The sequence below is a fragment of the Pseudonocardia charpentierae genome, from assembly GCF_031845345.1.
Classification (GTDB): Bacteria; Actinomycetota; Actinomycetes; order Mycobacteriales; family Pseudonocardiaceae; genus Pseudonocardia; species Pseudonocardia charpentierae.
The window spans coordinates 599,054-618,980 of record NZ_JAVREJ010000001.1; the positions used below are offsets into that span (position 1 = coordinate 599,054).

General features: G+C 72.2%; 19 protein-coding genes and 2 tRNA genes. 12 read left to right on the forward strand and 9 right to left on the reverse strand.

Annotation, left to right across the window (positions count from 1 at the left end):
- On the reverse strand, positions 1–1,248 hold the full coding sequence (locus RM445_RS02835) for an APC family permease (RefSeq protein ID WP_311554351.1): 1,248 nt from the start codon (positions 1,246–1,248) through the stop codon (positions 1–3).
- A 97-nt stretch (positions 1,249–1,345) separates the two neighbouring features.
- Here RM445_RS02835 and RM445_RS02840 point away from each other — a divergent pair, with 97 nt between their 5' ends.
- From RM445_RS02840 to RM445_RS02850, 3 genes are all read left to right on the forward strand, one after another.
- Positions 1,346–2,143 carry an arsenate reductase/protein-tyrosine-phosphatase family protein gene (locus tag RM445_RS02840; RefSeq protein ID WP_311554352.1) on the forward strand — a complete coding sequence of 266 codons (798 nt, stop codon included), beginning with the start codon at positions 1,346–1,348 and terminating at the stop codon, positions 2,141–2,143.
- Positions 2,140–2,538: a VOC family protein gene (locus RM445_RS02845; RefSeq protein WP_311554353.1), complete on the forward strand. Its 399-nt coding sequence runs from the start codon at positions 2,140–2,142 to the stop codon at positions 2,536–2,538. Before RM445_RS02840 ends, RM445_RS02845 begins: the two co-directional genes overlap by 4 nt.
- 183 nt (positions 2,539–2,721) lie before the next feature.
- Positions 2,722–3,006: a hypothetical protein gene (locus tag RM445_RS02850; RefSeq protein WP_311554354.1), complete on the forward strand. Its 285-nt coding sequence runs from the start codon at positions 2,722–2,724 to the stop codon at positions 3,004–3,006.
- Between the two features lie 31 nt (positions 3,007–3,037).
- On the opposite strand, the gene RM445_RS02855 is transcribed toward RM445_RS02850, so the two are convergent.
- Complete coding sequence (locus RM445_RS02855; RefSeq protein WP_311554355.1) at positions 3,038–3,805, reverse strand: VOC family protein; 768 nt, start codon at positions 3,803–3,805, stop codon at positions 3,038–3,040.
- A 172-nt stretch (positions 3,806–3,977) separates the two neighbouring features.
- Between RM445_RS02855 and RM445_RS02860 the strand changes: the two genes are divergently transcribed.
- Entirely contained in the window at positions 3,978–5,120 is a 1,143-nt protein-coding gene (locus RM445_RS02860; RefSeq protein WP_311554356.1) for an MFS transporter, read from the forward strand.
- A 24-nt stretch (positions 5,121–5,144) separates the two neighbouring features.
- Here the strand turns inward: RM445_RS02860 and RM445_RS02865 are convergent, their stop codons facing one another.
- Positions 5,145–5,984, reverse strand: a complete 840-nt coding sequence (locus RM445_RS02865) for an oxygenase MpaB family protein (protein ID WP_311554358.1) — start codon at positions 5,982–5,984, stop codon at positions 5,145–5,147.
- A 79-nt stretch (positions 5,985–6,063) separates the two neighbouring features.
- A complete protein-coding gene (locus tag RM445_RS02870) occupies positions 6,064–7,299 on the reverse strand; it encodes a M18 family aminopeptidase (protein ID WP_311554359.1) in 1,236 nt (411 codons plus the stop codon).
- 52 nt (positions 7,300–7,351) lie between these two features.
- Here RM445_RS02870 and RM445_RS02875 point away from each other — a divergent pair, with 52 nt between their 5' ends.
- Genes RM445_RS02875 through RM445_RS02890 form a run of 4 tightly spaced genes read left to right on the forward strand, consistent with a single transcriptional unit; the run spans position 7,352 to position 13,135 of the window.
- Positions 7,352–8,851, forward strand: coding sequence for a GMC family oxidoreductase (locus RM445_RS02875; RefSeq protein ID WP_311554360.1), 1,500 nt, complete (start codon positions 7,352–7,354; stop codon positions 8,849–8,851).
- 5 nt (positions 8,852–8,856) lie between these two features.
- The gene (locus tag RM445_RS02880) at positions 8,857–10,479 is read left to right on the forward strand and encodes an AMP-binding protein (RefSeq protein ID WP_311554361.1); all 1,623 of its coding nucleotides are present in this window, start codon (positions 8,857–8,859) and stop codon (positions 10,477–10,479) included.
- Positions 10,476–11,102 carry a DedA family protein gene (locus tag RM445_RS02885; RefSeq protein WP_311554362.1) on the forward strand — a complete coding sequence of 209 codons (627 nt, stop codon included), beginning with the start codon at positions 10,476–10,478 and terminating at the stop codon, positions 11,100–11,102. The genes RM445_RS02880 and RM445_RS02885 overlap by 4 nt, the downstream gene beginning before the upstream one ends.
- Positions 11,099–13,135 (forward strand): M3 family metallopeptidase, encoded by a 2,037-nt coding sequence (locus RM445_RS02890; protein WP_311554363.1) that lies wholly within the window; start codon positions 11,099–11,101, stop codon positions 13,133–13,135. Before RM445_RS02885 ends, RM445_RS02890 begins: the two co-directional genes overlap by 4 nt.
- A gap of 70 nt (positions 13,136–13,205) precedes the next feature.
- On the opposite strand, the gene RM445_RS02895 is transcribed toward RM445_RS02890, so the two are convergent.
- The 3 genes from RM445_RS02895 to RM445_RS02905 form a co-directional block, all read right to left on the reverse strand.
- Positions 13,206–14,396, reverse strand: a complete 1,191-nt coding sequence (locus RM445_RS02895) for a benzoate/H(+) symporter BenE family transporter (protein ID WP_311554364.1) — start codon at positions 14,394–14,396, stop codon at positions 13,206–13,208.
- Positions 14,397–14,491: 95 nt separating this feature from the next.
- Complete coding sequence (locus RM445_RS02900; RefSeq protein WP_311554365.1) at positions 14,492–14,674, reverse strand: hypothetical protein; 183 nt, start codon at positions 14,672–14,674, stop codon at positions 14,492–14,494.
- Positions 14,671–15,153 (reverse strand): hypothetical protein, encoded by a 483-nt coding sequence (locus tag RM445_RS02905; protein ID WP_311554366.1) that lies wholly within the window; start codon positions 15,151–15,153, stop codon positions 14,671–14,673. Before RM445_RS02905 ends, RM445_RS02900 begins: the two co-directional genes overlap by 4 nt.
- 310 nt (positions 15,154–15,463) lie before the next feature.
- Here RM445_RS02905 and RM445_RS02910 point away from each other — a divergent pair, with 310 nt between their 5' ends.
- On the forward strand, positions 15,464–16,126 hold the full coding sequence (locus RM445_RS02910; RefSeq protein WP_311554367.1) for a response regulator transcription factor: 663 nt from the start codon (positions 15,464–15,466) through the stop codon (positions 16,124–16,126).
- A gap of 13 nt (positions 16,127–16,139) precedes the next feature.
- On the opposite strand, the gene hisC is transcribed toward RM445_RS02910, so the two are convergent.
- Positions 16,140–17,192, reverse strand: coding sequence for a histidinol-phosphate transaminase (hisC, locus tag RM445_RS02915; protein ID WP_311554368.1), 1,053 nt, complete (start codon positions 17,190–17,192; stop codon positions 16,140–16,142).
- A gap of 99 nt (positions 17,193–17,291) precedes the next feature.
- Between hisC and RM445_RS02920 the strand changes: the two genes are divergently transcribed.
- From RM445_RS02920 to RM445_RS02930, 3 genes are all read left to right on the forward strand, one after another.
- Complete coding sequence (locus RM445_RS02920) at positions 17,292–17,993, forward strand: dienelactone hydrolase family protein (protein WP_311554369.1); 702 nt, start codon at positions 17,292–17,294, stop codon at positions 17,991–17,993.
- A gap of 71 nt (positions 17,994–18,064) precedes the next feature.
- Positions 18,065–18,154 (forward strand) — tRNA-Ser (locus tag RM445_RS02925).
- A gap of 61 nt (positions 18,155–18,215) precedes the next feature.
- Positions 18,216–18,288 (forward strand) — tRNA-Arg (locus tag RM445_RS02930).
- Positions 18,289–18,568: 280 nt separating this feature from the next.
- Here RM445_RS02930 and RM445_RS02935 read toward each other — a convergent pair.
- Positions 18,569–19,210: a polysaccharide deacetylase family protein gene (locus RM445_RS02935; RefSeq protein WP_311554370.1), complete on the reverse strand. Its 642-nt coding sequence runs from the start codon at positions 19,208–19,210 to the stop codon at positions 18,569–18,571.
- Between the last annotated feature and the right edge of the window lie 717 nt (positions 19,211–19,927).

Genomic DNA, 19,927 nt, shown 5'->3' on the forward strand with positions numbered 1-19,927 from the left:
TCAGAGGCGTAGGCGGATGGCCCGGTAGACCACACCGGCCGCGAACATGCCGAGCCCGGCGACGACCGCCTGCCAGGGCAGGGTGGCCGCGAGCAGTACGCAGCCCGCGGCCCCCAGGATCTGCAACCAGCGCGGGAACCGGCGCTGCTCGGGAGGCTGGGTGAAGGCCGACAGGTTCGCGATCAGGTAGTAGAACAGTACCCCGAACGACGAGAACCCGATCGCGCCGCGCAGATCGATGGTGAGCACGAGCAGAGACACGATCACGGCGACGGTGATCTCAGCGCGGTGCGGCACACGGTGACGTGGATGAACCGCGGCCAGGCAGCGGGGCAGATCGGCCTGCCGGGCCATGGCCAGCGTCGTCCGCCCGACCCCGGCGATCAGCGCCAGCAGCGCCCCGAGCGAGGCGGCAGCTCCGCCCACCACCACGACAGGCATCGCCCACGCCCAGCCACCTCCGGTGACTGCGTCAGCCAGTGGTGCCCGCGACATCGCGAGCCCGTCCGTCCCGAGGGTCAGCAACGTCGCCACCGCGACCACCGCATACACGGCGACCGCGATGGCGAGGGCAACCACGATCGCCCGCGGGATCGTGTGCTGCGGATCGCGGACCTCCTCTCCCATCGTGGCGATGCGGGCGTAGCCGGCGAATGCGAAGAACAGCAGGCCCGCTGACTGCAACACCCCGTAGAGGTCCAGCGCGGAGTCGCCGCCATTCGCCAGGTTGTCGGGATCGGCCTGCCCTCCGAGCAGCCCGGCGGCCACCACGACAGCCAGCGTGAGCAGCACGACAGCGACGATGACCCGGGAGAGCCGGGCGGTGCGGGTCACCCCGCGGTAGTTCACGGCGGCCAGCGTGAGCACCGCCCCGACCGCCACCGGACGCTGCCAGGCCGGCGGGACGGTGTAGGCCGCGAAGGTCAACGCCATCGCCGCGCAGCTCGCCGTCTTGCCGATCACGAACCCCCATCCGGCCAGGAAGCCCCACCAGTCGCCGAGTCGCTCCCGCCCGTACACGTACGTACCGCCCGAGGTCGGGTACTGCATCGCGAGCTGCGCCGATGCTGTGGCGTTGCAGTACGCCACGACCGCGGCGATGCCCAACCCGATCAGAAAGCCCGAGCCGGCGGCCGCGGCAGCCGGGGCGAACACCGAGAACACCCCGGCGCCGATCATCGAGCCCAGGCCGATCACCACCGCGTCGACCGTCCCGAGCCGACGCGTCAGACCTGGTTGATCACTCACATCAGCTCCTTCGATCACGCCGTTCACCTGCGTCGGCTGGGTGATAGTCAATCAAATACACCTGATGCATCAAAGGTGCTTGATGTACCGTCGACGCGTGCTGCCCGCAGGTCGAGTCACCGCCTCACCGCCGGCGTTTCTCCGGCTGGCGGCGCACCCGCTGCGCTGGCAGCTCCTGGCCGCGCTCGCCGAGAGCGACTACCGGGTCCGCGAGTTGGTGGCGCGGGTCGATCAACCACAGAACCTGGTCTCGTACCACCTGCGGCTGCTCCGCAGTGGCGAGCTCGTCACCTCGACACGCAGCAGCTTCGACGGCCGGGACAGCTACTACCACCTCGACCTGGACCGCTGCGCGGCTGCGCTGACCGACGGCGGCGCCACGCTGCACCCGGCATTGCGCAGGGACGTTCCACCACCGGTTTCTCCGGCCGACGGGCGGTGGTCGCGACGTACCGCCGTGCTGTTCGTATGCACAGGAAACAGCGCGCGTTCACCGATCGCCGAGGCGCTGCTGCGCCATCACACCGCCGCCCACGTGACGGTCACCAGCGCCGGCAACCGGCCCAAGCGCGACCTGCACCCCAACGCCGTCCGAGTACTTCGTGAGACGTTCGGCATCGACGTCTCCGACCAGCGACCCCAGCACGTGGACGCCCTCGCCGGGCGCAGGTTCAGCCACGTGATCACCTTGTGCGACCGGGCCCGCGAGGTGTGCCCGGAGTTCCCCCGCCACCCGCAGCGGGCCCACTGGAGCATTCCCGACCCGGCCACCGTGGAAGACGACGACCACCTCAGCTACCCCGCGTTCCAGCGCACGGCGGCAGACATCGACATCCGTGTCCGGCACCTGCTGCCGGTCCTCACCGCCAGCGACCATCAGGGGGTTCAGCCGTGAGCACGCCCGACCAGTACGCCAGCGTCCGCTACCTCGTCAGCGACGTGCAGGCCGCCATCGACTTCTACACCATTCACCTCGGCTTCACGCTGAACACCAGTGCCGCGCCCGCCTTCGCCGACGTGGTCCGTGGGCCGTTGCGGCTGTTGCTGTCCGGCCCCGCCAGTTCCGGTGCCCGCGCCACCCCCCACGATGCCGCCACCGCCGGCCGTAACCGCATCCACCTCGTCGTCGACGACCTCGACGCCGAGATCGCCCGGCTCCGCGCTGCCGACCTGCCCTTGCGCAGCGACCTGATCACCGGCCCGGGTGGGCGGCAGATTCTGCTCGCCGACCCGGACGGCAATCTGATCGAGTTGTTCCAACCTGCCCATCGGCCCGCCCCGTCCGTGTAGGGCGTCTCGCATGGCTGTGCCACCCCGGCCGCGGTGAATACACCCGCCGGAGCGGCGTTGCAACGGTGCGCACCGATCGTGTGACAGAAGGTAACAAGGGTGATCCACGGGGCGAGTACGCGTGGGGGAGCGCGGCGACGCCTTCGCCCCTGAACATGTCGCGACGGTGCACCGGAGGATCCGATGCTCAAGTACAGCCACCCCACGCTGGCGCTGGTGCTGGACTACTGGCCGATCACGATCTTCGCTCCGACGGTCCTGCTGCTCATCGCCACGCTCGCGCTGATCACGCGCTGGTGGGACCGGCGCGACCGGGCCGCCCAGGAGAGCGCGCGTGCGGCCGCGTCGCCCACGGGTGCCGTGGTGGCCTGGCCGACGGCTCGCGTCCGGGGCAACCTGGCTCCCGCCTCACCTCCGCCGAATCACTTCGGCCACAGCGGTGGTCACGACGCGCGAGCGGCGTCGTAGAGCCGGCTGCCGGCAGTGGTAGTGCGGTCCGTCAGCCGGTCGCTCTGGTGATCACGGAGAACTCCGTGCCGAACGGGTCGGACATCGAGGCGATGCGGCCGTAGAGCATGTCGGACGCCTCGTCCGACTTCCCGCCGGCGTCGCGCGCGCGGCGCACCGCCTCGTCCGTGTCGGCCACCTCGAACACGGTGTTCCACGTGGAACCGTGCGCGGCCGGGTTGCCGAAGATGCCGCCGACCTCGTGGCCGTCCGGGCGGCGCAGGAACGTGAAGTCGACCCCGGGCATGTCCTTGTTGTCTTCGAGGGTGAAGTCGAACACCGCGGCGTAGAACTCCCGCGCAGGCTCGGGCGTCGGGGTGACCAGGTCGTTGCGGATCAACGCACCCGGTTCGTTCACCACCTCGCACCCGACGTGCGCGCTGCCCTGCCAGAGGCCGAACTGCGCGCCGACGGTGTCGCGGAGCAGCGCGCCCCGGCCCTGCTCCGGAATGTCGAATGGGCCACCGACGACCGTTCCGCCCGCCTCGAGCGACCGCGCGACGGTGGCGTCGAGGTCGTCGGTGGCCAGGTAGACGCTCCACCAGAACCCGGTGGCCGACGGGTCCGGATTCGGGGCCAGCGCGGCGGCGCGCCTGCCGTCGAGCAGGCATTGGGTGTAGCGGCCGTACTCCTCCGGACCGACCTCGAACGTCCAGCCGAAGAGCGTGCCGTAGAACTCCATGGCGCGGTCCAGATCCGGGATCCCGAGGTCGATCCACGTGGGGGTGCCGAGGGGCTGATTCCGTGTGATGTGGCTCATGCCGCGGACGGTAGACCCGCGCACCGACAGAACCGGCGCGGCGGGAGCGCCGACCGAAATCGTTGGTGCCGCGCGCTACGTTCGGTGCATGCCGTTCGGTTGACGTGCTCTCCCGCTCCCGGCCCGCCCGCTCGCCCGGCGCATCGTCGGATGGGCCCTGCTGGCCGACCTGGTGCCGATCTATCCGCTCTACGCTCTCTTGTTCGCGGACACGGGCCTGTCCGATGCGGAGATCTCGGTGCTCTTCGCGCTGTGGTCCGCGGTCGGGATCGTGGCCGAGGTGCCCTCCGGCGCGCTCGCGGACCGCTTCGGCCGCCGTCCTTCGCTGGCCGTCGGTGCTCTCGTGCAGGCGGTCGGCTACGCCTCCTGGGTCGTGTTCCCCGGGTTCCTCGGCTTCGCCGTGGGCTTCGTGGCATGGGGGCTCGGCAGTGCTCTCGCCTCGGGTGCACAGGAGGCGTTGCTGCACGACGGGCTGGCGTCGGTCGACGCCGCGGAGCACTACGCGCGGGTCCAGGGGTGGGTGGGCGCGGCCGGGCTGATCGTGCAGGTGCCGACGGCCGGCATCGCCACGGTGCTGTTCGTCGTCGGCGGATATCCGGCAGCCGGCTGGGTGAGCGTCGCGACGTGCGTCGGCACCGCCGTGCTGGCCGCCCGCCTGCCGGAGCCGTCAGGCGCGCCGACGGTGACCTCTTCGTCCATCGACCCTGCAGATCCCGGGAACGATGCGGACGCCTCCTACCTGGCGACCTTGCGCGCCGGTGTGGTGGAGGTCGTCGCACGACCGCCGCTGCTCGGCGCCGTGGTCGCGTTCGGCCTGCTCTACGGCCTGGACGCGTTCGAGGAGTACTTCCCGCTCCTCGCCCGCGATCTCCAGGTGTCCACCGCGGCGGTGCCCACAGCGTTGCTGGTCATACCGCTCGTCGGGGCCGTGGGCGCCGCGCTGGGTGGCCCGGCGAATCGGCTCGGCGCCGGAGCGCTCGGCGTCGTGCTCGCCGTCGGAGCCGCGCTGCTCGGGATCGCGGCGGCCGTTCCGCATCCGGTGGCGCTCGCGGCCGTCGCCCTCTACTACGGCCTGTACCGGGCCGTCCTCGTGGTCGCGGACGCCCGGCTGCAGGAGCGGATCACGGGCCCGGCCCGCGCGACGGTGACGTCGGTGGCCAACGTCGTGGGGGAGCTGCCGTCGTTCGCGGTCTACGCGGCGTGGGCTCTGGGCGGTACAGCTGCGGTGACGGTGCTGGTCGCGCTGACGGCGGCTCTGCTGCCGGTGCTGCTGCGCTGGCGGACTCGCGCTGACGAACCGGGGAACCCGCGCTGACGAACCGGCGGACTCGCGCAGGGGCTACGAGGGCAGCGTGCCCGCCTCCACCATCAGCCGCCGGGCGCGCTGCATGTGTGGCGGTTCCGGCGGCCCGGGGATCCGGGTGAGCGTCGCCCGCAGCGCCTTGAGCGCCAGTGTGGTGCTGAGGTCGGTGGTCGGCAGGCCCGGCGATCCGTACATGCGCCGGGCCCAACGAGGCATGCTCGCGAACCCCAGCGCCGCGATGGGCGGCTGCGTCAGCTTCACGGCCACGGGTGCCGGCATCCGAGCGGTCATGAGGTTCGTGGTGCCCGTGATCGCCTCGTCGGTCAGCCGCAGGCGGGGACGGATCTCGTCGAAGTAGGCCTTCATCTCGGCCCGCGACCGCGGCGCGTCCGCCGCCCCCACCACCTCGGCCGCACGTGCGCTCTCCGCGATGTAGCGGTCGGCGTCGGCGTCGTTCAGGATCCCGGCGCGGACGGCCACGTCGACGTAGGAGTCGATCTCCCCGCAGTGCACCCACAGCAGGCCCTGCGGGTCGTCGAGTCGGAATGCCCGCCCCGTGGCCGGGTCGTGGCCGCGCAGCTTGGCGTGGATGCGCCGCACCCGCCCGGCGGCGGCCTCCACCTCGCTTGTGGTGCCGAAGGTGCGGATGCCCACGAACTCGGCGGTGCGCACGAAGCGGGCGAAGGCCTTGGCCGGGTCGAACAACGCGGAGTTCTGGTAGGTCCCGAGCATCACCCACGGGTGCAGGGCCTGGAGGATCAACGCCCGGAGCCCGCCCACGTAGAGCACCGGCTCGAGGTGGACCCGCCACGTCACGGAGTGCGGGCCGAAGAGCCCGGTGTCGATGTCGTCGGCTACCGCCGTTACGGACCTCACCCGTCCAGCATCCGCGTTTCACCCGGCCCCCGCGCGCCGAACCGGAACTGCCGTGACGGCCGGCACGTTCGGTGCGTGATCAGCCGGGATCGACGAGGAACGCCGTGGCGGCATCGACGAGGTACGCCGGGTCGTCGACCCCGCACAGCTCCCGCGCCGAGTGCATCGACAGCACCGGGATCCCGACGTCCACCGTCCGGATGCCCAGCCGCGTCGCGATGATCGGCCCCACCGTGCTTCCGCACGGCACGGTGTTGCGGGAGACGAACACCTGGTTCGGCACGTCCGCGTCCCGGCACGCCCGCGCCCACGCGGCCGCTCCCGGTGCGTCCGTGGCGTAGCGCTGGTTCGCGTTGACCTTCAGCGCGGGACCTCCGTTGGGCAGCGCGCGGTGCACCGGGTCGTGATGGCCCAGGTAGTTGGGGTGCGCCGCGTGGGTCACGTCGCAGGACAGCGCCCGCGACGCCGCGAACACCTCGGCCCGTGCGTCGAACCCGCCGGCCAGGCGGGTCAGCACGGTCTCCAGCAGCGGTCCGGCCGCCCCCGTCGCCGAGGCGCTGCCCACCTCCTCGTGGTCGAACGCCACGAGCACGGGGACCGTCGCGCTCTCCTGCGCCTCGAGCAGCGCGGACAGGCCGGCGTGCACCGAGACCAGGTTGTCCAACCGCCCCGCGGCGAACAGCTCCTCGGCCTCGCCCAGCGTCGCGGGCGGAGCGAGGTCGTACACGACGAGGTCGTGCCCGGCGACGTCGTCGATCGCGACCCCGGCCTCGGCGGCGACGAACTCCAGGAACCCGCCCGGCTCGCCCAGGCCCCAGACCGGCAACAGGTGCTGCTGCGGATCGAGGGTCAGGCCCTGGTTGACCGCCCGGTCCAGGTGGATGGCCAACTGCGGCACGCGGAGCAGCGGGCGGTGCACGTCGACCAGCGCCGACGACCCGTCGTAGCGGGAGAGCCGCCCCGCGAGCCCGAGGTCGCGGTCCAGCCACGAGTTCCACAGCGCTCCGCCGTAGACCTCGACCGCCACCTGCCGCCAGCCGGCCGCGCCCGCATCCGGATGCGGTTTGACCTTGAGTGTGGGGGAGTCCGTGTGCGCGGCGAAGACCCGCAGGGGCGCGGGGTCCGCGCGCTGCCACCAGGCCAGCAGCGTGCCGTCGCGCACGAGCCAGCGGCCGCCCGGCTCGCGGGACCAGGCCTCGGTCTCCACCTGCTCGGTGAACCCGGCAGCCCGCAGTCGGCCCACGGCCTCGGCCACCGCGTGGTACGGCGTCGGGCTTGCGGTCAGGAAGGTGGTCAGATCGGCAAGGGGAGCCACGGTGCCATCCTTCCCGGATCGAGCTGTCGGTGGTCACTGCCATGCTGAAGACGTGGGTGCGGAGTACGACGTCGTGGTCGTCGGGGGCGGATCGGCGGGCTGCGCCCTGGCCGGTCGGCTGGCCGCGGTCCGCGCCTGCCGGGTGCTCCTGCTCGAGGCCGGTCCGGTCGAGTGGGCGCCGGAGATCCTGGACGTCGCCTCCCTCGCGGCCACCGGGCCCGGCCACCCCGCCAACTGGGATCATCCGGTGGAGCTCCGCACCGGTAGCACTGCCGCCGTCCCCCGCGGCCGCGTGCTCGGCGGTTCGGGCGCGGTCAACGGCGCGGTCTGGATGCGGGCGACCCCGGCCGACGGCTGGGACCAGCCCGGCTGGACCTGGGTGGAGATGCTCGCGCGCTACGTCCGGTCGGAGTCGGACGCCGACCTCGGCGGGAGGCCCGGGCACGGCGTCGACGGCCCGGTCCCGGTTGGTCGGCCCGCCGGCGCGCTGCGCCATCCGGCTGCGGATCGGTTCCTCGCGGCCGCTGCGAGCTGCGGTTTTCCCGCCGAGACCGACAAGAACGCCGGCGGCGCACCGGGAGCGGGGCTGGTGCCGGGCAACGCCGTCGACGGGGTGCGGGTCAACCCGGCGATGGCCTATCTGAGGGACGTGGCCGGGCTGCCGCTCGGATCGGGCGACGCTCCGGTGCTGCGGAACGACACGCTGACCGTCCGCGGCGACAGCCCGGCGGAGCGCATCGTGCTCGACGGCACCCGGGCCGTCGGCGTCCGGCTCACTGACGGCACCACGGTCCACGCGGGTGAGGTCGTGCTCGCGGCCGGATCCGTCGGCACCCCACACCTGCTCCTGCGGTCCGGGATCGGACCGGCCGACGACCTGCGTGCCGCAGGCGTCGAGGTCCGGCACCACCTGGCCGGAGTCGGCCGCGGCTTCACCGACCACCCCGCCGTCTTGCTGCCCTTCACCACGGCCGATCCGTCCCCGCACCCGCACGCCCGGGCCGCGCAGGCCGCGCTCGACCTCGATGCGGGTGCGGACCCGGCGGGCGACTGCGAGGTGCTGCTCTTCGCGCGCCCGTTCGTCCCCGACGGTCCCCTGCACCTCATGTGCCAGCTGATGCACCCCGACAGCCGCGGAACCCTCACGCTGCCCGCACCCGACGGGCCGCCCCACATCGCCTACGGCTATTTGCGCACGGAGCACGACCGCCGTCGTCTGCGGCACGCCGTCCGGGTGGCCGCCGACCTGCTCCGCGCCGGGGTCGGCACGCGGGTCGAGCCCGGAGGGGAGGTTCTCGGCTCGGACCGGGCCCTCGACGGCTGGATAGCGACCCACCTCACCACCGCCCAGCACCTGTGCGGCACCGCCGCCATGGGCCCGCACGCCGTCGTCGATCCCGAGCTGCGCGTGCACGGGCTCGAGCAGTTGCGCGTCGTCGACCTTTCCGTGCTCCCGGTCGCACCGCGCCGCGGTACGGCCGCGACGGCGGTCGCGGTGGGTGAGGCAGCGGCCGAGTTCCTGGGTGCTCGGCCCCCGGGGGCGGCAGGATGAGCCACATGACGGACGGGCCCGCCGCGCTGCTGCAGAAGTTCGGCGCCGTCGACGCCTGTGTCGCCCGCCTGCTGTGCGACGACCACCCCGCGGACGACCTCGCGTTCACCGTGGTGGAGCCGGACCTGTCGGCCCGCGAGCTGACCTACGGCGAGCTCGGCCGCGAGTCGGCCCGGTTCGCCGCGGCGCTGGCCGATCTCGGCGTCGGGCCCGGCGACCGGGTCGCCGTGCTGATGGGCCGCTCGATCGAACTGGTCGTGACGTTGCTGGGGATCTGGCGCCGGGGCGCGGTCGTCGTGCCGCTCTCGACGGCTCTGGGGCGCCCGGCGATCGCCGTCCGGCTGCGGGCGGCGGACGTCGCGCTGGTGGTCGTCGACGCCGACCGCCGGACGAAGCTCGCCGCGGGCGAGGGGGTGCCTGCGGACCCGCGATGGCGGGTCGTCGTGGTCCGCGGCGAGCCAGGGCGCCGCGAGCTGTCGTTCGAGGCTCTGATGGCGCTCTACCTCGACGACTCGCTGCTCCTGCCCGTCGCGGTCGGCGGCGACGGACCTCTCGTGCACGTGTTCACCGCTGGCACCACTGGGCCGCCGAAGGCGGTGCCGGTCCCGGTCCGCGCACTCGCCGCCTTCGCCACCGCCCGCCTCGCGGCCGGCGGCCCCGTCGACGACGAGCGGCCCCTTGACGTGCACTGGGACACCGGCGACCCCGGCTGGGCGACCGGCCTCTACTCCGCGGTGCTGGGCCCGCTCGCCACCGGGCGGCGCGGCCTGTTCACCCGCGGGTCGATCGCGCCCGTCCCGGCCTGGCGGCTGCTCGACCGCTACCGGGTCACGCACCTGCACGCCGGCCCCGCGTACTTCCGGGCCATGGCCGCCGTCGGCTCGCCACCGCCCGGGCTCGCGCTGCGCTACGCGTCGTCGACGGGCGAGCCGCTACCGCCGGACCTCGTGACCTGGGCGGAGGAGGTGCTCGGCCATCCGCTGCACGACCGGTACGGGCAGGCCGAGCTCGGCACGGTGATCGTCGACGACGCCGGCTGCGGGCCGGGGACGACGGGCCGACCGCTCCCCGGCTGGAGCGTCGCCGTGCTGGCCGACGACCACGACGCGCCCGCGGCTCCGGGCGTCGTCGGCAGGCTCGCCGTCGACCGGGCCGCCAGCCCGCTGATGTGGTTCACCGGCTACGTCGGCGATCATGAACGCACGTCGACGTCGTTCACCGCCGACGGCCGGTGGTACCTGACCGGCGACACCGCCGGGGTGGACGCCGCCGGGTGCCATCGTTTCTCGGCCCGCGCCGGCGACGTGATCGTCACGGCCGGGCACCGGATCGCCCCGTTCGAGGTGGAGAGTGTGCTGATGCTGCACGAAGACGTCACCGAGGCCGTCGTGGTCGGCGTGCCGACCGCCCGCCGCGGCATCGTTCCGGAGGCCTACGTGGTGCTGCGGCCGGGTGCGGATCCGGCCTTTGGGCTGGCGGAGGACCTGAAACAGATGGTGCGCACCAAGCTGCCGGCGCACGCCGTGCCGAGCGTCGTCCACGTCGTCCACGTCGTCGACGCGTTGCCGCGCACTCCCGGCGGCACCGTCCGGCGGGCCGCGCTGCGCGAGCGGCGGGCCAACTGGTGAACCCGGCCGTCGACGCGTTCCTCATCACGATCCCGCCGCTGGTCGTCTACCTCACCGTCGGCCTCGTGGTGGGCATCGAGAGCCTCGGGGTGCCGCTGCCCGGTGAGATCGTGCTGGTCAGCGCGGCACTCTTGTCGTCACGGCACGAGCTCGAGGTCTCGCCGGGGTGGATCGCCCTGGCCGCGGTCGGTGGGGCGGTGATCGGCGACTCGATCGGCTACGCCATCGGCCGCCGCTACGGCATGGGTCTGTTCGTCTGGGCCGGCCGGAAGATGCCTCGGCACTTCGGGCCGTCACACGTGGCAGCCGCCGAACGGCTCTTCGCGCGGTGGGGCATGCTCGCGGTGTTCTTCGGGCGCTTCATCGCCCTGCTGCGGATCTTCGCCGGGCCACTCGCCGGCGCGCTGCGCATGCACTACCCGCGCTTCCTGATCGCGAACGTCCTCGGCGGGATCTGCTGGGCCGCGGGCACGACGTTCGCGGTGTACTTCCTCGGGATCGTCGCCGAACGCTGGCTGCAGCGGTTCTCGTGGATCGGGCTGGTCGTCGCCGTGATCGCCGGGCTCACGATCGGCGCCGTGGTGAAGCGGCGCACGGCCCGCCTGGTGGAGGACGAGGGGTGAATCCTCTCCTCGTCAGCAGCCCACTGGAGTTCGGCTTCCCCGACTTCGACGCCGTCCGCGAGGAGCACTTCGCGGAGGCCTTCGAGGTCGCGATGGCCGAGCAGCGCGCAGAGGTCGCCGCCATCACCGCGCTGCCCGAACCGCCCACCTTCGACGACACGGTCGTCGCCCTGGAACGGTCGGGCTCGACGCTGCGGCGGGTCTCGGCCGTGTTCTTCGTGCTCGTCGGGTCGCTGTCCACGCCGGGTATCCGCGAGACCGAGGCCCTGGTGGCGCCGCTGCTCGCCGCACACGCCGACGCGATCACCCTGGACCGGGCCCTGTTCGCCCGGCTGGACGCGCTGCACGCCGTCCGCCACGAGCTGGACCTGGACTCCGAGTCGCTGCGCTTGCTGGAACGTCGGCACCGCGACGCGGTCCGGGCCGGAGCGCGTCTCGCCCCCGCGGCGCAGGAGCGGCTGCGGGCGCTGAACGCCGAGCTGTCGGCCCTGTCCCCCGCGTTCGGCGCCCGGTTGCTGGCCGACACCAACGACTCCACGCTCGTCGTCGACGACCCCGCACGGCTCGACGGGCTGGCCCCGGACGCGATCGCGGCCGCCGCCCGGGCCGCGGAGGTCCGTGGCCTCCCCGGCCGCTACGTGCTCCCGCTCGTGCTGCCCACCCACCAACCCGCGCTGTCGTCGCTGACCGACCGGGTGTTGCGGGAGCAGCTGTTCCGCGCGTCGGTCTCGCGAGGGGGGCGAGGCGACGGAAACGACACGCGCGACCTCGTCCGCCGGATCACCGCGCTGCGGGCCGAACGGGCGGGCCTGCTCGGACACCCCCACCACGCCTCGTGGGTGATCGAGGTGGGCACCGCGGAGACGGTCGAGGCCGTCGAGAAGATGCTCACCGCGCTCGTCGGTCCCGCGGTCCGCAACACCGAAGCCGAGACCGCTGAGCTGACCGCCGTCGCCGGCCACCCGATCGAGCCGTGGGACCGCGCGTTCTACTCCGGAGTGGTCCGCCACCGGCGGGCCGCCGACACCGCGCCGCTACGCCCGTACCTCGAGCTGGAGCGGGTGCTGCACCACGGTGTGTTCGCCGCCGCCGGCGAGCTCTACGGACTGCAGTTCACGGAGCGCCACGACCTGCCCGTCTACCACCCGGACGTGCGCGTGTTTCACGTGAAACATGACGGTGAGTCGGTCGGTCTGTTCGTCGCCGACCACTACGCCCGTGAGACCAAGCGCGGCGGGGCGTGGATGAACAGCTTCGTGGTGCAGTCGCGGCTGCTCGGTACGCAGCCGGTGGTGCTCAACACCCTCAACCTGGCCAAGCCCGCCGCCGGGCCGACCCTGCTGAGCGTCGGCGAGGTCGTCACGCTCTTCCACGAGTTCGGCCACGCCCTGCACGGCCTGCTGTCCGACGTGCAGTACCCGACGTTCGCCGGCACCGGCGTGCCGCGCGACTTCGTCGAGTTCCCCTCGCAGGTCAACGAGATCTGGCTGCGCGACCCGGCGATCGTCGACCGCTTCGCCCGCCACCACGTCACCGGCGAACCCCTGCCCGACGACCTGCGGGCCCGGTTGATCGACCAGGCACCGATGTTCGGCGAGGGCTTCGCCACCACCGAGTACCTCGCGGCAGCGCTGCTCGACTTGGCGTGGCACCGCCTCGCGCCGGGCGAGGAGGTGGACGACGTCGAGGCGTTCGAGGCGGCGGCGCTCGCCGCAGCCGGCATCCCGCCGACCCTGCCCCCGCGCTACCGCAGCGCCTACTTCAATCACGTGTTCGCCGGGGCGTACTCCGCCGCCTACTACTCCTACATCTGGAGCGAGGTGCTCGACGCCGACACGGCTGAGTGGTTCGCGGAGCACGGCGGCCTGCAGCGACAGAACGGCGACGCCTTCGCGCGGGCGCTGCTGTCCCGCGGCGGCGCCGTCGACCCGCTGGAGGCGTACCGCGCCTTCCGCGGGCGCGATCCGGAGATCGGCCCGCTGCTGGTGCGGCGGGGCCTGGAGAGCGCGTCGGCGGCGGTCCCCGACGCGTGAAAGCGCGGACGAGCGGCCCGCTCGTCCCATAGGTTCCGACGAGCGGCCCGTTCGTCCAGGAAGACCGGACTCACCGCGGCTCGGCGGCCGCCGGAGCGGGCTCCTCGCGAGGTGCCCGGCGCCGGTGCAGCAGCGCCATCGCCCCGCCCGCGAGCAGCCCCCAGAACGCCGCTCCGATCCCCAGGAACGCGATGCCCGCCGCCGTGACCACGAACGTCACCGCGGCGGCCTCCCGCGCCGTCGGGTCGGCCACCGCCGACGCCAGGGCGGCCGCCAGCGCACCGAGGAGCGCCAGGCCTGCGACCGCCGACACCAGGACCGGTGGGGACAGGAGGATCAGCGCCGTCGCGAGCCCGGCCCCGAGGCCGAGTGCGGCGAGCCCGACGCCGGCGGTCACCGAGGCGATCCAGCGCCGCCCGGGGTCGGGATCCGCGTCGGGGCCGGCGGCGAGCGCGGCGCTGATCGCGGCCAGATTCACGGCGTGCCCACCGAAGGGGGCCGCGGCGAGGGTGCCCAGCCCGGTCGCACCCAGGATCGGAGCCAACCGGGGCCGGTAGCCGTAGGTCGCGAGCACGGCCATGCCCGGCACGTTCTGCGACGCCATCGTCACGAGGAACAGCGGCAGCCCGACACCCACCAGCGTCGCCGGGTCGAACCGCGGCGCGGTCCACTCCAGCACGGGCGCCAGGTTCGCTCCACCCAGTCCGGGTCCGGTCACGACGATGCCCACGGCCGCAACGGCCAGTGCGGCCGGCACCGCCCACGGCCGGGCGAACCGGCCGACGACCGCCCACACGACCACGACCGGAACGGCCAGCAGCGGTACCTCGGCGACGGCCTTCACCGGTTCGAGGCAGAGCGGCAGCAGCACGCCGGCGAGCATGGCCCCGGCGATCGGCGCCGGGATCGCCCCGATGAGCCGGCCCAGCGGCCGGACCAGGCCCGAGAGCACGATCAGCGCGCCACACAGCAGGAACGCCCCGACCGCCGCCGCGAAGCCGCCGGGCTGCGGTCCGGCCGCGATGAGCAGCGCCGCACCGGGCGTCGACCAGGCGATGCTCACCGGCATCCGGGTGCGCAGCCCGAGTACCACCGCGACGATTCCCGACGCCAGGCACACCGCCAGCAGCCCGGACGCCGCCTGTCGCTCGTCCGCGCCGACCGCCCGCAGCCCGGCGAGCACCACCGGGAACGCGCCGCCGAACCCGACCAGCGCCGTCACCACACCCGCCAGCACCGGCCGCAGCACGTCTCGTCTCACACGGTCACGGTAGGTCGACCCGATCAGGGCACCGACACGACACCGCCCCGCCCGGTGGGGAGCTCCGGGCGGGGCGGGTGGAGAAGTGGCTCGCTCTATTCGTAGATCCGCATCCGGCCGACCTGCAGCACCGAGGGCTCGGGGGAGTCGCCCTGCGGAAACGGGTCGAGCCGGATGACGGGATGCACCGGTCCACGGGGGAGCGTGTCCGGATCGGTGCTCTCGAACCACTTCTGGCCATCGGGGTACTGGGTGGCACCGCGGGAGGTGACGTTCACCGCGGAGCCCGTGAAGTCGTCGCGGTCGATGATCTTTCAGCCCGCTGCTTCGTCGCGGTGCCCTCGGTCGACCTGCGAACCGCAGCGGGCTTGATCGTGGCCTTCGAGGCCGCCGTCGCGGTGACACGGGAGGTGGACGTCGGCGCCGTCTCCTGGTCGGCTGGGGTCGCGTCGGGCGCGGGATAGCCCGTCGGCGTCGGGGCGACCGAGGCTGCACCGACCAGGGCGGCGTCGAGTTCCGGACCGTCGGGGGCGTCGCCGGGGCGCAGGGTCAGGGCGACGGTGGTCGCCACGACGACGGTCGCCACACCGGCGACGACCGGCGCGAACCGGCGTCGGCGGGAGCGGCGGTTGTCGAGGTCGGGCAGCAGGCGGTGGCGCCCGGTGTTCTCGATCGGATGACCCTGTTCTGCAGAGATCCGCTCGAGCAACGTGCCGACATCCAGCCGATCCTCCATGTCCTCGGAGGTTCGTTGCATGGTGCGGAACTGTAGAAAGGTCACGGGGCGTGATCGACGAACCTGAGAGGCGGGGTTGCTCGGGCGCGCCGACAGGTCGCCGAAGCGCGCCGGATCGACCCGAAAAGTGCTGTATGACGAGGGTCACTGCACCATTTGGACGAACGTCGTTCTCAGGTTGCGACGAACGGTCGGCTCGATGGAGTGATGTCCCTCCGTTAGCCGATTGTGACCGGGGGCCGGTAGCGGCAGAGTGGAGCGGATGCTCCCCGCTGCTCCCCCGGGGGGTGTGCCCCTTTCGCCGCTGGTGCTTTCGGTGGCGGGAACACCCATGCCCCCAAACGAACCTGTCCTGCTGGCGCTCCCCCCGACAGCAGCCTCCGCCTCAGTTCTGCGGACGCTGCGGTCCGAGGGTGTGCCGGTCAACCCTGTCAGCGACGGGATCGCTGTGCTGGACGCCATCCGCGCCCGCGACCCCTCGTTGCTCGTCCTCGACGTCGAACTACCCGGCCCCGACCAGGCCGCCGTTCTCGCTGCCGTGCAGTCGGAGGCACCGAACGTGCCGGTCATCGCGGTGACTCCTCGTGAGCGCCGTGCCGGCCTGCTCGGCCAGCTGCGCGGCGACCGCGACGACTACCTGCTGCGCCCGTTCGCCGTCGACGAACTGGCCGCCCGCATCCGGCTCCGGCTGCGCCTCGGCCCGGTCGGCGGTACCACGATGCTGCGCCACGGCGAGGTGACCGTCGACACCGAGTTCGGCGAGGTGCACGTCGACGGGCGGCGGGTCGCGCTGTCGCCGACGGAGTTCTCCGTGCTGCTCGCGCTGGTCGCCGAAGGTGGCTCCGTCGTGCCTGCGGACCGGCTGGCCCGGCAGGCGTGGTCCGAGCCCGTGTCGGCGAACCTCGTGCAGGTGTACATCTCCTACCTGCGGCGCAAGATCGGACCGGAGCGGATCCGCACGGTGCGCGGCGGGGGGTACGCGCTCGAGGCGTAGCGGCGCTGCCGCCCTACTTCGGGAACGACAGCGCCGCGGCCAGCAGGGCGTCGTTCTCCTCCGGCGTCGAGACCGTGACCCGCACGCCCTCGCCGTGCCACGGCCGGACGACCACCTTCTGGTCGAGGCAGTGGGCCGCGAACGCAGCCGTCTTCTCGCCGAGCGCGATGTAGACGAAGTTGGCCTGCGACGGCGGAACGGTGTAACCCGCGTGGAGCAGCGCGGCGCGCACCCGATCCCGCTCGCCTTCCACCTCGGCGCACGCGGCCAGCAGTTCGGCGCGGCAGTCGAGGGCGGCGATCGCCGCGGCCTGGGCCACCGAGCTCACGGCGAACGGTGATCCGACCTTGCGCAGCGCCTGCGCCACCTCCGGCGTGCTCAGCGAATACCCCACACGGAGGCCCGCGAGCCGGTACGCCTTCGAGAAGGTGCGCAGCACGACGAGGTTGGGGTGCGCGTCCAGCAGGGTGGCGCCGTCGACGGCGTCGGGATCGGTCACGAACTCGCGGTAGGCCTCGTCGAGCGCGACGAGCACGTCCGGACCGACCGCCGCCAGGAAGCGCTCGAACTCGTCGCGCCGCACCGCCGTCCCGGTGGGGTTGTTCGGGGTGCAGACGAACACAAGCCGGGTCTGCGGGGTGACGGCGGCGGTCATCGCGTCGAGATCATGGCGGAACTGCGCATCCAGCGGCACGGTCCGCTTGGTCGCTCCCTGGATCTGCGTCACGATCGGGTACGACTCGAACGACCGCCACGCGTAGACGACCTCGTCGTCGGGCTCCCGACAGGTGATGGCCACCAACTGCTGACACAGGCTCACCGAGCCGCACCCGACGGCGATACGGGCGGAATCGAGTCCGAACTCGTCCGCGAGCCGGACGGTGAGGCCGTTGACGGACAGGTCGGGGTAGCGGTTGCTCGCCGCCGCGGCCTCGGCGATCGCGGCCAGGACCCGCGGCGGCGGGGGCTGTGACACCTCGTTGCTGGCCAATTTGATCGACCCCGGAACGGCCCGGCCGGGCACGTAGGCGGGCAGGCTTTCGAGGTCGGGACGAATCGGCGCCATACCCGACACGGTATCCCGCCCACTACGCCGCGACCTGCGGCGTCGTGCCACTCTTGAGCCGGTGAGCGCGAAGCGCTCGTACGACGCGCAAGGAGTGCGATGACCGACATCCGGACCGAGACCGTCCCTCTCGTGGACGGCAGCGCCCTGCGCTTGACGGTCGCGGAACCGATCGGCCCGGTCCGCGGAGGAATCGTCGTTCTGCACGAGGCCCGTGGGATGACCGACGCCGTGCGCGACATGGTCAGCGGGCTCGCCGCCGAGGGCTGGCTGACCGTCGCCCCGCACCTCTACCACCGCGACGACGCCGACGAGATCGGCGAGGACGACGGCGACCGGATCCGCGCGCAGGTCGGTCGGCTCGACGGCGGCGAGGTCATGGCCGACACGGACACCGCGTTCGGATGGCTGGCCGAGCACGAGGTGACCGCGGACCGCATGGGCGTACTGGGCTTCGACATCGGGGCGACCGTCGCGCTGCTGGTGGCCACCGAGCGGACCATGGGTGCCGCGGTGTCGGTGGCGGACGAGGCCAGCGTGTCGACGGTCCGCGACCGGCTGCCGTCGATGGCCGACGCGATGGCCGACCTGACCTGCCCGTGGCTCGGCCTCTACGGCCGTGAGGACGACGGCGACGGCGACGCGGATGCCGCCGAGCTGCGCGATGCCAGCATCAAGGTCGAGTCGGTGACGAACGTCGTGGTCTACCGGCAGAGCGGACACCGCTTCGACGCCGACCCCGACGCCGCGGCCGATGCCTGGCAGCGCACGTTGAACTGGTTCGACGCCCACTTGCGCTGACACGGCGGGTGGGTGAGGGGCCACGGGGTGCAACCTGTACTCTTGGGCGCGCTGGTGGCCGAGAGGCCTTGGGAGGCTTCGCCTAGTCTGGTCTATGGCGCCGCACTGCTAATGCGGTTTGGGGTAACCCCCCATCCCGGGTTCAAATCCCGGAGCCTCCGCTGACCCCACGCGGGCGACCCCGGTCGTCTCGGGTAGGGTCGGGATACAACTTCAGAGCATGCGCCCGTAGCTCAACGGATAGAGCATCTGACTACGGATCAGAAGGCTGGGGGTTCGAGTCCCTCCGGGCGCACGAGCAGGGGCCCTGACCAGGAGAAATGCTACCAGATCCGGTATGAGACGCCCTGCTTCGTGTGCTGGGTTCCGGACGCTCCCGGTGATCACTGGGGTAGGTCCGACTTGGAGAAAGCCCGCGAGGCTCAAGTCCACGAGGGTGAGCACAGCGCTGGTACAGCATCTGATTCGTCGGCCGTGGGCTCACGACGTGGTCAGTCGGGTGAGCAGGGTCTGGTTGTCCCAGCTGGACGGAATCAGGACGCGGCGGATGGTGAGCAGGGGCCACTGCGGGTCGGTTACCTGCCCGGGACCCGTCGGCCACCTCGACCGCTTCGCGGACGTACCGGCACGGTGATCGGAGGCGGGCGAGCCGGCAGCGAGGCGGCGTTCCACAGGCCGTAGGGGTAGGCGAACAGGTCGACGGCGTGGCCGACGATCTGCTCAAGCTGCGCGCGGGGCTTGTCCAGCTGGGTGGCCCAGTCCTTGTCCGCGTACTTGATGACCGGGTGGTGGTCCCAGGTGTGGGAGGCGATGGTCATTCCGGCGGCGTCCAGCGCCCGGATGTCGTCGTGGGAGAGCCAGTGCGGCCGGTCCAGGACGACCGTCATCACGAAGAACGTCGCTGGCATAGCGAGGCGCTCCAGGATTGGTAGCGCGTGGGTGTACTGCCCGCCGGAGGCGTCGTCGAAGGAGACCATGACTGGCTTATCGGGCAGCGGGGCCCCCAACTCGAGGTGATCCACCAGCTGGGTACTGGTGACCGGGTGCATCCCGGCCTCGGTGAGGGCCCGTAGGTGGCCTTCCAGCACGGTCGGCGGGCAGATCAGGGAGCGCGCGTCGGCGTTGTCGGCCGCGGTCTGCTCGCGGATCTGGTGGTAGCACAGCACGGGGACGGTGCTGCGTTGCAGGATCTCCTGCGCAGTTCCAGGCCGGTTCACTGGAGGAGTCCGGGGGACGGCCGTGGTTGCGGCGGGCATCGCCGCGCTCGCTGTCGTCGCACCTATGGGCGAGCCGGAAGGTGGCGATCCGGCTGGTGTCGAGCTTCGGGATGAACAACCCGCAACCGCGGCGACAGCAGTCGCGACGAGGAACTGACGACGTCACATCGGTTCCGATAGTAACAAACCTGAAGCGGCCAGCTACACCCTCAGGATAAGCATCGCCGCCGCGAAACCGCACGGTTCCGCGAGCTGTTCGGGTTGTCGTTCACGGTAGCGAGGAGAAGAGCGCCGCGCTGCTTGCAATTATGACGGCAGTGCGCTCGGGCAGTTCCCGATGGCTCTGGCCGCCCGCTTACAGCAAGCTCTAGGACAGCCAGAACTGGAACCAGCAATATCCGTTCAAACAAGTTCAACCTCCCCATCGTCGGGGCGGCCAGTTCTCCTCGCGGCCTACGATGGCTCGCTGCTCGTCTTCGGGTGAGGGCCGGCGACCGGCACTGCGCCGAGGCCCGCGATGGAATGGGGGCTCGTATTCCGACGTCTCTACGGATGCGGAGCCATACTTTGCGATCCTTATGTCCTGACTCTTACCAAGGAGAACGTAAGTAAGCTGACTTGATCTTCTGTTTCTGCAACAATGCCGTGTGCGCGACAACGACGGCCGCAAGCTGGACCACCAGACCCTCGAGGCGATGCGGCTGCGCGCGGTGGACG